Source organism: Domibacillus mangrovi, from assembly GCF_001906925.1.
In the GTDB taxonomy this organism is placed as follows: domain Bacteria; phylum Bacillota; class Bacilli; order Bacillales; family Domibacillaceae; genus Domibacillus; species Domibacillus mangrovi.
Genome location: NZ_MRWQ01000001.1, coordinates 166,764 through 179,154 on the forward strand (window position 1 = coordinate 166,764; position 12,391 = coordinate 179,154).

General features: G+C 43.2%; 13 protein-coding genes. All 13 read right to left on the reverse strand.

Features of this window, described 5'->3' with window-relative positions:
- Window positions 1-28 precede the first annotated feature (28 nt).
- Window positions 29-1,504 (reverse strand): stage IV sporulation protein A, encoded by a 1,476-nt coding sequence (spoIVA, locus tag BLL40_RS00795; RefSeq protein ID WP_073710007.1) that lies wholly within the window; start codon window positions 1,502-1,504, stop codon window positions 29-31.
- A 96-nt stretch (window positions 1,505-1,600) separates the two neighbouring features.
- The gene (locus tag BLL40_RS00800) at window positions 1,601-2,326 is read right to left on the reverse strand and encodes a hypothetical protein (protein ID WP_073710008.1); all 726 of its coding nucleotides are present in this window, start codon (window positions 2,324-2,326) and stop codon (window positions 1,601-1,603) included.
- 14 nt (window positions 2,327-2,340) lie between these two features.
- Window positions 2,341-2,544, reverse strand: a complete 204-nt coding sequence (locus tag BLL40_RS00805; RefSeq protein ID WP_073710009.1) for a DUF2768 domain-containing protein — start codon at window positions 2,542-2,544, stop codon at window positions 2,341-2,343.
- Between the two features lie 18 nt (window positions 2,545-2,562).
- Window positions 2,563-3,612 (reverse strand): NAD(P)H-dependent glycerol-3-phosphate dehydrogenase, encoded by a 1,050-nt coding sequence (locus tag BLL40_RS00810; RefSeq protein ID WP_073710010.1) that lies wholly within the window; start codon window positions 3,610-3,612, stop codon window positions 2,563-2,565.
- Between the two features lie 20 nt (window positions 3,613-3,632).
- Window positions 3,633-4,943 (reverse strand): ribosome biogenesis GTPase Der, encoded by a 1,311-nt coding sequence (gene der, locus BLL40_RS00815; protein ID WP_073710011.1) that lies wholly within the window; start codon window positions 4,941-4,943, stop codon window positions 3,633-3,635.
- Between the two features lie 118 nt (window positions 4,944-5,061).
- Window positions 5,062-6,132, reverse strand: coding sequence for a type 2 isopentenyl-diphosphate Delta-isomerase (gene fni / locus BLL40_RS00820; protein ID WP_073710012.1), 1,071 nt, complete (start codon window positions 6,130-6,132; stop codon window positions 5,062-5,064).
- A 15-nt stretch (window positions 6,133-6,147) separates the two neighbouring features.
- Complete coding sequence (gene rpsA, locus BLL40_RS00825; protein WP_073710013.1) at window positions 6,148-7,287, reverse strand: 30S ribosomal protein S1; 1,140 nt, start codon at window positions 7,285-7,287, stop codon at window positions 6,148-6,150.
- A 93-nt stretch (window positions 7,288-7,380) separates the two neighbouring features.
- A complete protein-coding gene (locus BLL40_RS00830) occupies window positions 7,381-7,974 on the reverse strand; it encodes a lysophospholipid acyltransferase family protein (protein ID WP_073710014.1) in 594 nt (197 codons plus the stop codon).
- On the reverse strand, window positions 7,971-8,645 hold the full coding sequence (gene cmk, locus BLL40_RS00835; RefSeq protein WP_073710015.1) for a (d)CMP kinase: 675 nt from the start codon (window positions 8,643-8,645) through the stop codon (window positions 7,971-7,973). The genes BLL40_RS00830 and cmk overlap by 4 nt, the downstream gene beginning before the upstream one ends.
- Window positions 8,646-8,725: 80 nt before the next feature.
- Window positions 8,726-9,394: a flagellar brake protein gene (locus BLL40_RS00840; RefSeq protein ID WP_245797875.1), complete on the reverse strand. Its 669-nt coding sequence runs from the start codon at window positions 9,392-9,394 to the stop codon at window positions 8,726-8,728.
- A 99-nt stretch (window positions 9,395-9,493) separates the two neighbouring features.
- Window positions 9,494-10,825, reverse strand: coding sequence for a germination protein YpeB (gene ypeB, locus BLL40_RS00845; RefSeq protein ID WP_073710016.1), 1,332 nt, complete (start codon window positions 10,823-10,825; stop codon window positions 9,494-9,496).
- An 11-nt stretch (window positions 10,826-10,836) separates the two neighbouring features.
- Window positions 10,837-11,586 carry a spore cortex-lytic enzyme gene (gene sleB / locus BLL40_RS00850; RefSeq protein WP_095532804.1) on the reverse strand — a complete coding sequence of 250 codons (750 nt, stop codon included), beginning with the start codon at window positions 11,584-11,586 and terminating at the stop codon, window positions 10,837-10,839.
- 102 nt (window positions 11,587-11,688) lie between these two features.
- Entirely contained in the window at window positions 11,689-12,357 is a 669-nt protein-coding gene (gene prsW / locus BLL40_RS00855) for a glutamic-type intramembrane protease PrsW (RefSeq protein ID WP_073710017.1), read from the reverse strand.
- Window positions 12,358-12,391 lie beyond the last annotated feature (34 nt).

Here is a 12,391-nt window from a genome sequence, read left to right on the forward strand (position 1 = left end):
ACTCTCGAAATCGAGAGCCTGACCGTTTTCATAGTAAAATAGCAATCATGCCGCCCGATCCTTCATTAATGATTTTCTCAAGCGTATCTTTTAATTTATAGCGTGCATTGTCCGGCATAAGAGATACTTTTGATTGGATACCCTCACGGACAATCGAGCTTAAATTACGCCCGAAAATATCGCTTTCCCAAACGGACAATGGATCTTCATCATAGTTTTTCATGACGTGCTGTACAAGTTCTTCACTTTGTTTTTCTGTCCCTATGATAGGAGAGAATTCTGAGTCTACATCAACTTTAATCATATGAATAGATGGTGCGACCGCTCTTATTCTGACACCATATCTTGAGCCGTGACGAATAATTTCCGGTTCTTCAAGACGCATATCCGAAAGCGACGGCACCGCAACTCCATAGCCCGTTTGTCGCACCATATTCACTGCTTCTTCCACCTGTCCGTATTCTTCTTTAATGCGGGCATAATGCTGCATAATTTCCAGCAAGTGTTCTTTACCTCGCAACGGTTCACCAATAATTTCGTTGACAATGGTTTCATACAAACCGTCCGGTGCGTTTAAATTAATTTCTGCAACACCCTGACCCATGTCCATCCCAGTTAAAACAGCTGATTGTATATACTCGCCTCCGCCAAATTGATCGACAACACGATTGACATCGCGAAGCCGCTTAATATCTTTCACTGTTTCTTTGACCATGTCATTATAGCGGTCACGCAGCCAATGAGATTCATCAAGTGCCATAATCCACGAAGGCAAATGTACGTTTACTTCGTGGACTGGGAACTCAAACAGCGCTTCTTGCAGCACATGCAACACATTCGACTCTGTCATCGCTTCCACAGACATTGCCAGTACCGGAATATCATATTTCTCACTTAGTTCTTGTTGTAACTGTACCGTTTCAGCATGCTCAGGTCTTGCGGTATTAATAATGACAATAAACGGTTTACCTACTTCTTTAAGCCCTTCAATCGCTTTTTCTTCCGCTTCTACATATACGCTGCGTCTTATCTCACCAAACGAGCCATCTGTTGTAACCACAACACCAATTGTCGAATGCTCTTCAATCACTTTGCGCGTTCCGATATCAGCTGCTTCATGAAATGGGACTGGCTCATCAAACCATGGCGTTTGAATCATCCGCGGGCCATGTTCATCTTCATACCCTATCGCTTCCGGAATGACATAGCCGACACAGTCAACGAGCCGGATGTTCACTTGCACACCGCCTGCCTGCACGGCAGCCGCACGGCTTGGGACAAATTTCGGTTCAGTCGTCATAATCGTTTTACCAGATGCGCTTTGCGGTAGCTCATCCTGTGCTCTACGCCGCTCCGATTCACTGTCCATATTTGGCAAGACGAGCAGTTCCATAAAACGCTTAATGAATGTTGATTTCCCCGTCCGAACAGCACCAACCACGCCTAAGTAAATATCTCCTTCCGTTCGCTCTGCTATATCTTTCATCAGCTCTGCCTTTTCCATGAGGAGCCCCCTTCCGTACTTAACGGCCCGTCCGCCGCCAACAATACATTGTATGAACGTGTGCCTGTCTTTATGAAAAAAAGAAGTCTGACTAGGTTAGTCAGACTTCTTGCCGTTCATAAAAATAGGTTCTCCCTGCTCATCCACTGTGTATGGGACAGAGTAAGCCGGTACAAACGGCGATGATTTCACGAGTAATGAACGGATATCCTCACCTGACTCTGGCTTTTCTTTCGTTTCCTGCAATATGGCATACAAATCGGCTGCATAATCAATATACAACGTTCCATCACCACTCATAACAAGCGGCAGTTGCTTCTGTGAATATGGACTGGTCACATACGGTTCTTCTTTATAACCGAGTTCCTTGAAATTAATCGAATACACGTTATCAGCAAGTGTATCTTTAAACGGAGGATACTTATGTGCAATCAACCGAATATGAATGCTTCGAATTTGCTCGGCAATGCGTAAGTCGATTAATTTAACGGTTGGATCGGTTTCCACATCCACAAGAACATACTGGTAAACACCACCGTTTTCAAACGCATTTCCTGGCGGTTCTGCCATATACTGCGGTGAAATTTTACTGAAGTCAATCGGGTATTTTTCATATAGATCCGGGTCATCTTCTTTTGTTTTAATAGGCAAAATCCCATCCTGCTCCGATTGAAATTGATCGACCGCTACCTGTACAGCCTTCAATTGATCTTCATATGGCACTTGATTTTGACTGCGGTTTTCATCGGGATATAAACAGCCGCTTAAGAATAGCACCGCGGTCATCATTACAAAAACAACTGTTTGATTTTTTTTCTTCATCGCACGATACTCCTTTATAGGCCAGTCGGACCACTTAACACCACATAAGCCACAATAAGACCGCCAATGCCCATGCACATATAGGCAAAAAGTGCAGTCACACCTTTTATAACCCTGTTGTTTATTTTATATCGGCTTACATATATCGAAAAAATGGCGATAATCATCAGCCCCATTCCAGCAAATGATATCCACATTTTGAGCATTGATGCTGACATTCCGGTTCGTCCTTTCGTTTATAATACCTCGTCCTGTTTCGCTCCTAGCACATTGATTAAATCTTCCAGTTCATGTTTTTTGACACGGGCCATTAATTCATCCACCGCTTTTTTCGGATCCTGCTGTTTAAATAAAATATTATACAATGCATTTGTAATTGGCATTTGCACGTCATACTTTGCAGATAACTGATGAGCGGCTTCCGTCGTGCGTACTCCTTCAACGACCATGCCCATATTTCCCAGTACTTCAGCAAGCTTCTGTCCTTTTCCAAGCATATTGCCAGCACGCCAATTACGTGAATGTACACTCGTACATGTTACAATTAAGTCGCCGATACCAGCAAGGCCCGAAAATGTGAGCGGATTAGCTCCCATTTTCGTCCCGAGCCGAGCAATTTCAGCGAGGCCGCGTGTAATCAAGGCCGCTTTTGCATTATCGCCATAACCGATACCATCTGATATCCCTGCGGCAAGCGCGATAATATTTTTCAGCGCACCACCGATTTCAACACCGATAATATCTGGATTTGTATAGACCCGAAAATGCTGATTCATAAATAAATCTTGTATTTCTCCTGCAGCTTCGGGCGACTTTGAGGAAACCGTAACCGTTGTCGGATGACGCAAGCTTACTTCTTCTGCATGAGAAGGACCGGACAGCACAACCACATTGCGAAGCACATTTGCAGGTATTTCTTGTTCAATCATTTCAGATATGCGCAAAAGTGAATCTGGTTCAATTCCTTTTGATACATGAACGATCGTGACAGGCGTCGTAGCTACCGTTACGACTTCGGCAACCACTTCTCTGATTGCCTTTGTCGGCACAGCTAACACCACAATGTCAACGTCTACAAGCGCCTCTTCTAAAGATATTGTGCTCGTAATGTTTTCAGGCAGCTTAATATTCGGCAAATAACGGCTGTTCATATGAGTCATGTTTATCTCATTCACTCGCTCTTCATTTTCCGTCCATAAAAAGACATTATGCCTATTGTCTGCAAGAACGAGCGCAAGCGCCGTTCCCCAGCTGCCTGCTCCAAGTACGGCAATTTTCTTAGTCACGCGAACCCCTGCCTTTCTGATTATTTTCTCGCACGTGCGATAATATGAAGGGGTGTACCCTCAAACACAAACGCATCACGAATACGGTTTTCTAAGAAGCGAATATACGAAAAATGCATCAGTTCCGGCTCATTGACAAAAACAACAAATGTCGGCGGCTTGACTGCAACCTGTGTCGCATAGTACACGCGAAGACGTTTCCCTTTATCCGCCGGCGCAGGGTTCATCGCGACTGCATCCGCAATGACATCATTTAACACGCTTGATTGAACACGCATTGAATGGCTTTCACTTGCCCGGTCAATAAATGGCATGAGCGTATGAATTCGTTTTTTCGTTTTCGCGGATAAATATACGATCGGTGCATAATCCAAAAACTGAAAATGACTGCGAATATTTTCTTCAAATTCACTCATCGTTTTTTCATCTTTTTCAACTGCATCCCATTTATTCACAACAATGACGACTGCCCGTCCCGCTTCATGTGCATAACCAGCAATATGTTTGTCCTGCTCGCGAATGCCTTCTTCTGCATTTAGGACGACGAGGACAACGTCAGAGCGTTCAATTGCACGCATCGCACGTAATACACTGTATTTTTCTGTCGTTTCATATACTTTTCCACGTTTACGTATACCCGCTGTATCAATCAGCACATACTTCTGCCCGTTATACGTATAAGGCGAGTCAACCGCATCCCGTGTTGTGCCAGCAATATCACTGACGATAACCCTCTCTTCACCAAGAAGTGCATTCACAAGTGACGACTTGCCCACATTTGGACGGCCGATCAATGAAAATTTAATTGTGTCATCATCGTACGGCTTATCTTCGCCGGTAGGAAAATGTGAAACTACTTCATCGAGAAGGTCACCTAAACCAATTCCGTGTGAACCGGAAATCGGATAAACTTCACCAAAACCGAGCGAATAAAAATCATATATATCGCTGCGCATATCCGGATTATCAATTTTATTGACGCCTAGTACGATTGGTTTTTTCGATCGGTACAAAATTTTTGCCACTTCTTCATCTGCTGATGTGACGCCTTCACGTCCATTGACAATAAAGACGATAACATCCGCTTCATCAATAGCGATTTCTGCCTGCTGCCGAATTTGCTCCAAGAATGGTTCGTCACTCAAATCGATTCCGCCTGTATCAATTAAATTGAATTCATGCGTCAGCCACTCTCCAGAGCTGTAAATTCGATCACGTGTTACACCAGGCACATCTTCGACAATCGAAATACGCTCGCCGGCAATGCGGTTAAAGATCGTCGATTTCCCGACATTTGGCCTGCCGACGATGGCTACAGTCCGTTTCATTATTGCATCTTCCCCTTCAATAGTTCATTCATTTATTCCCGTTTTATTTATTTTGTTCAAAAGAAAACCCTTCTGCCGCGAGAAGGGGTTCAGTCAACATCTTATTTTACCAATATTTCTTTCATGAATCAAATGACGGCGGAATTCTCACCGCAAACCGATCAGGATCACATTTACGAACCCGCAGCCAATGATGCGTTTCACCATGAATAACGAGCGGCACCTGATGAAGGTCTGTTATCGTTTTTGCACCGAGTGCACACATCATCATCCGCATATCTTTCTTTAATTGTTCTACATATTCGATTAATGCATCTGCACCATCATTGATTAAAACGTTTAATAGAAAGCCAGACATGCCCGCTGCTGATGCACCGAGCGCTAGTGATTTCACTAAATCTTCAGCTGTTTGAAGACCTCCTGATGCGATGGTTCTTTTCCCCGGTGCTCCTATTACCGTTTCTACTATAGACGATGCCGTAGGAAGACCCCAGTTATTAAAAAACGACATTGGTTTTTCAGATCGTTCATTTTCGATCATTGCAAAATTGGTCCCACCAAAACCTCCTGTATCAATCGCTGCCACAGGAAGTTCATTTAACAGTGCAGCCGTTTCACGTCCTATGCCAAATCCTGTCTCTTTCACAATCACTGGAACAGGTACACGCTTCGAAATCAATTCGATTCGCTCCGCCATTCCACGAAAGTCACGATCTCCTTCTGGCATGGCCAATTCTTGAATCACATTTAAATGAATTTGCAGAGCATCTGCTTCAATCATGTCACACACCGCTAGCGCTTCATCCGGTGTTGCTTCTGATCCAATATTCGCGAATATAAGCCCGTTCTTGTTCACTTTCCTTGCTACTGTAAATGTATCTCGTTCTTGCGAATGACGCAGCGCTGACATTTGCGATCCTACTGCCATCGGAATTCTGCATGTTGCAGCCATTTCTGCTAGCTGCCGGTTAATATCAGCCGTTTTTTTTCCGCCTCCGCCTGTCATCGCATTCACAAAAATTGGCGAACTCCATTGAAGTCCGCCAATTTCGGTTGAAAGCGATATGTCGTTGACAGAGGAACCCGGGATGCTACGATGAACGAACTGAATATCACCCAGTCCAGTACCTCGGCTTTGTCCCGTTGAAAGCGCATAGTGAATATGATCAATCTTTCGCTCCGCTCTGCTCAATTATTCATCACCATCTTATTTTAAGTCTTTTAATTGATCACCTAGAATATCGCCAATTTGGAATCCAGAACTTTCTTCAGGCATTTCATATGAATCATATGATTCTTCCGGTTCATGTTCTTCAAACGGCTTCATGCTAAGAGAAAGACGATGCTCCTCTTCATTAGCATCCAGCACTTTTACTTTTACATTCTGTCCTTCTTCAAGCACTTCATGTGGTGTACCGATATGACGGTTAGAGATTTGTGAAATATGCACAAGTCCTTCCACACCAGGGAACACTTCTACAAAAGCACCATACGAGACGAGACGTTTCACTGTCCCTTCAAGCTCTGATCCGATCGGTGCACGGTCCGCAATATTCTCCCACGGTCCAGGAAGCGTTTCTTTAATCGACAATGAAATACGCTCGCTGTCACGGTCAATCGAAAGCACTTTCACTTTTACTTCTTGACCTTCTGCCAACACATCAGATGGTTTTTCAACATGCTCATGAGACAGTTGTGAGATGTGGACCAGTCCATCGACGCCGCCAATATCAACAAATGCGCCAAAATCTGTTAAACGCTGTACTTTCCCTTCAAGCACATCGCCCGCTTGAATGTCTTCAAGCACTTTTTGTTTATTTTCTGCTTTTTCGATATCAAGAACAGCACGATGTGACAAGATCAATCGGTTTTTATCCTGCTCAAGTTCGACAATTTTAAGCTTGATCACTCTACCTTTATAATCTTCAAAATCTTCCACGAAGTGATCTTCAACAAGTGAAGCAGGTATAAATCCACGTATGCCAAGATCGACAACGAGGCCGCCTTTAACGACTTCTCTAATTTCCGCTTCAAAAATCTCACCGTCTTCAAAACGGCGTTGCATATCTTCCCATGCTGTTTCCGCGTCTGCTTTCCGTTTTGATAAAACGTAAAGATCATCTTCTTCTTTTGTAACAAGCAGCTTTAGCTCGTCGCCTTCTTTGACAACGTCCGATGCTTTTTCTACGTGAAGGCTTGACAGTTCACTGATCGGAATAATGCCGTCTTTCTTGCTGTCCGCGATTTCCACCTGGACTTGCTTTTCTTCGACTTTCACGACCGTGGCGCTCACTTTATCACCAACGGAGTAGTTGTTCACTTCTACCTGGTTCATATCCTCTGTCATATGTAATCCTCCTCAATACAAAACTGCTACAATTTTTTTAAAAATTCTTTCTTCTAACTTCTTACAAACGAGCGGATTTGTCAAGTTGAAAGCTCACACAGAATGTTCCTGAATCAACCGGCCAATTGCATTCATAATAGTTTCTGTTGCTTCTTCAGCGGAGGCTTTTTTCACACGGAGTTCACTCATATCAATAGGCGGACCATATACAACTTTTAACTTGCGGCCTACTTTATAAGGACCAATGACTGCACACGGCACAACTGCTGCCTCTGTGCGCAATGCAAAAAAACCTGCACCGGAAAGCCCTTTTCCGAGCTGTCCATTTTTGGAACGCGTGCCTTCAGGAAACAGACCGAGTACTTGCCCTTCTTTTAACATTTTCAACCCGCCTCGAAGCGCTTCACGATCGCTCATTCCCCGTTTGACAGGAAAAGCATTTAATCCACGCATTAGTTTGCCTGTCCATTTTGTCTTAAACAGCTCTTCCTTCGCCATAAAATGAACTGGACGTTTCGATGTTATGCCGACAACAGGCGGATCAAGATTGTCGATATGATTAGCACACAAAAGAACGCCGCCTTCTTTCGGAAAATGCTCCACTCCTAATACTTGAATGCGGTAGACCGGCGTTAATACTAGTTTAACCACTGTTTTTGCTACTGTATAAAGTGTTACCACCGTCATCCGTTCCTCTCAGTCACATTCGCCATGATCGCTTCCACTACTTGCTCAATTGTCATAAATGTCGTGTCGATTTCAATCGCATCATCCGCTTTTTTAAGCGGTGACTCTACACGTTCCGTATCCATGCGATCGCGCTCAGCAATCTCTCTTTTTAAATTCTCCAAATCTGACGAAAATCCTTTTTTAAGATTTTCTGCATGACGTCTTTTTGCCCGTTCCTCCACGCCGGCTAGTAAAAATATTTTTAATTCTGCGTCGGGAAGAACACTCGTCCCAATGTCTCGGCCATCCATAACGACACCGCCGTTTGCAGCCAGATGCTGCTGACGGATCGTCATATCACGGCGGACTTCGCTGTGGCGAGCCACTTTGGACACGTTATTCGTCACAGCATCTGTTCGGATCGCATCGGTTACATCCACACTATCGAGAAACACACTTTGACCGTTTACTCCTTGTTTTAATGTAATTTCCGTCCTAGCAAGAAGCTCGCCAAGTTCTTTTCCGTCCTCCAAATTTATGCCGTTTTGTAACGCTTTATACGTAATGGATCGATACATTGCACCTGTATCGATGTAAATATATGAAAGCCGTGATGCCACAAGTTTTGCCGTTGTACTTTTTCCAGCAGCGGCCGGCCCGTCAATCGCAATTTGAATCTTTCTCTCCATTTTGTCACCTCTATCAAAAAGTTCTTTTTTATTTTAACATAGTTATGTATAGATACAAAAAAGAACCCGCTCCTGGGTTCTTATTCTAAACCTTTTTTTCTCAATTGAAGCTGCCGCTCAAAACAAAAACGCATTAATACCTGTTGTTCCATGTGACTAATATTTTGAAATTGAAAGGACGCGATGCTGCGCCCTTTCTTTTCATCCGATTGAATCCGTACGAGAGAAGCATCCAGTTCAAGATAATGATTTTCTTTATTATTTGATGGAATCACAGCATATAAACGTGCCGTTTTCTCCTTTTCCATCATAATTGAATGTGGCAATACAATTGCTGCCCCCCCTGCGCTCATATCTTCTGTTACCGCTTTAAAAGAGGGATATCCTTCAAACTGTACAGCAACATCGATCGCGGTTTGAACACGAACGAATTTTCTTCTTTGGACGCGTAGATAATCACTCGTGCCTGGGTCGTGCAAGATGAGCATCGGAATTTCCTTTTTGACTCTGCCGATTACTCCCGTACGAAACATATATAAAGCCGACGCAGATGCCGGGTCAATGAAACTGGCGGCCAACTGCATACCATCAAGCAAAATGACCGTCCGATTTGTTTCAATATTTACCGGATAATCAATGAAGATTTTCCCATCTTCAATATCTACAACTCTGCATCGATATTCTTCTTTATCATTTTCACTTTCATACGGTTCAAGAGTCATTGTCAAACCAGCTTCAATCATTTCCATTTTCACTCACTTCCCCCAGAAAATATGCCTTTTGACCTAAATCGTTATCCGAGGAAAATTATAATCGAAATGACTTTGAGGTGCAATGGACATTCTTATTTAATACCCTGCTTCCGCTTCGGCAAGCTTTTCAATCCGCTCTTCTTTTCCGTCTTTTGCATTAATAAAAATTCGATAAGAGGCCGTTCCATTTTCAGCTAAAAATTCATAGCATAGTACATCTTCACCCACGTCATTTGTTACGACCGCCTTTTGCACTTCCATGACAGTCAGCTTTGGATGAAGTTCTTTTTTCGCTTCATCCGACGTTAGTGTAGGTGATTCAATATCTCTTTCACGCCTATTTTTCCAATAGTTTTGTGCCTCTAGACCTGAGACAACACCATTGTCAAGTGCCGTTTTGATCGTCACAGACTCTGGATAAATCAATATGTCATCTTGCTTCGTCGTAAACGTAAAAACGGCCGTATGATCGTATTGGGCACTATTTGTCATAACCATGTTGTCAAATCCGTGCTTTTCTAAAAAAGTGGCCGCTTTTTTAGATGCGTCATGAAGGCTGATTTTTCCTTTTCCACTCGTTTTATTCACATTGAAAGTAAGTGGATAACCGCCTTTTTCCGTCACATCCATACTGGCTTCTTCTCCATTTTTGCCGATAACGGCCACATTATAAAACGGAATAGCTGCCCCTTTCAAATTTTTCTCCACAGTTGTCACTTCCGCATCAATATTAAAATAGTCTTTTGCTATGGATGCTGCTTCTGCTTTCGTCACTTTATTCCCTTTTAACCGCTTTAATCCATCATCTGAAACGGATTGTTCCACCTGACCTGCTTGAAATACGTCAGCTTCGGAAAACTCGGATGCTTTGTTCTCAATCGTATTAAACCCATCTATAACAGTATTATCAGCCGGTTCATCCCCTTTCGCTGTCGCATGCGCAATATCGGTCCAACGCAAATTTTTATCCAGTACAGACATTTGTACGGACCGTAATTCTTTTTGAAGATCAGCCGCCTGACTATATAATGTTTCCAATTGATTATATTCTTTATCGGTTAAAGGTTCGTTATCCAAATCACGAACAGCTGTTTTATACGTAAAATCGCCACTTGACCCAAGAAACTCTTCTGTTTTAGAAAATGGCATAAATCCGAGCGGCAGCCGGCTAATTGCATTATGCGCTTCAGACGTGAGCCTCCACACGTCTGTTAACGCCGGTGTTAAATTTCCTTTTGAATTCATAGCCAATGCTTCACCCGTCCGGTCATGAATAACATCTATTTGATAGACAAGTTCATGAAACGCCTGTTGATAGCCATTTTCCGCTTCAATGTACATGGCTTCTTTTTGCCGGTACTGCGAAAAACCCCATATGGCTGTGACGGCAAGTAGCAAAGTAAGACCAGCTATTGTAAATGAACGCATCGTTTTCACTCCTATTCACAGTAAATATGTCGTCCGATTTTTTTAATTTGCGGCCTCGACCAGATCCATGCGCTCGTTGCCGTATCTGGATTAAAATAATAAAGCGCTTCACCAGTCGGGTCCCATCCGTTTATCGCATCGAGCACGGCTTTTTTGGCCGTTTCATTTGGCGTCAGCCATATTTGACCGTCCGCTACAGCCGTAAATGCACCCGGTTCAAAAATAACCCCCGATGCTGTGTTTGGAAAGCTTTCACTGGCTACTCGATTTAAAATAACAGCTGCCACAGCTACTTGCCCTTCATATGGCTCCCCGCGTGATTCTCCGTACACAGCATTCGCCATCAACTGAATATCATTTTGTGAAAAACCAGGCGGTGAATTAACAGACTGCGATGTCGTGTCAGCACCACCATAGTAGGTAAACGACCGCCCTTTATGGATTTGGCTTTTCACGTGTGCTTCATCATATTTCGAAGCCTTCTCTAGCTTTTTTTTCGTTGCGGCCCCGGCTAAGCCATCAACTGGCAAGCCAAATGATTCTTGGAAATTTCGCAGCGCCCAATAGGTCGACCAACCGAATACGCCATCTATCGAATCACGATAATAGCCCGTATACTGAAGCCGTGCCTGCAATTCAATAACATCGTCTCCTTCTGCTCCGCGCTGAATGATCTGATTGGAAAACGCGCCTGCATGATGAGCTGTTAAAAGAAGAATCAATGTCACACAAACTACAGCCGCTTTTTTCCCCTTTTTCATATATGTCACCTTCCTGTTTCAATATGCTAGTAGTGTGACACGAGATTCACTGTTTTATGCACAAAAAAGACGCGGTGAGAGAGATTCTCTTTCACCGCGTCTTTACGCTTTCGTCCGATGATATATTTCCGTTAATAGATGTGCTTTTTTTACTTTTCGCAGCGCAAACCACCATAAAAACAGCATGAATGGAATGATATAATACACCCATGTCGTTTCAATAAATAAAATATAATCAAATAATCCGTGCAGCAAGAACGAAAGCAAAAAGGCTAAAAAGAGCATGTTCTTTTCTAAATGACTTTTTCCAAATTTCGCCTTCCCAAAATAATAGCCCATAATAACACCGAATAACGCATGACTCGATACCGGCAAAAGCGCTCTCAAAAATGCGTGTTCTACACCATGTACGGCTAAATAAAGCACATTTTCCGCTGTAGCAAAACCAAGAGACACGCTCGTTGCATATACGATGCCGTCATATGGTTCATCAAAATGTGTATGACTATAAATCAAATAATATAAAATAAACCATTTCATGAACTCTTCTAGCATAGCTACAGATAGAAATGCCTGCAAAAACCCACCGGACAAAACCTGTTCTTCTTCCAGTACATATTGTAAAAACATGACAGGGAACGTAATAACGGCGCCATATAAAAATGCTTTAGCTACCGTCGCTATCGGCTCTGATTCATAACGGTCCCGCAAATAAAAATAACAGAGAAGCGCAAGACCTGGTGCAATCCCCGCTGAAAGAATCGGGAGCATACGCTTTTCCTCTTTTCTTTCTGTTTCCCCCATC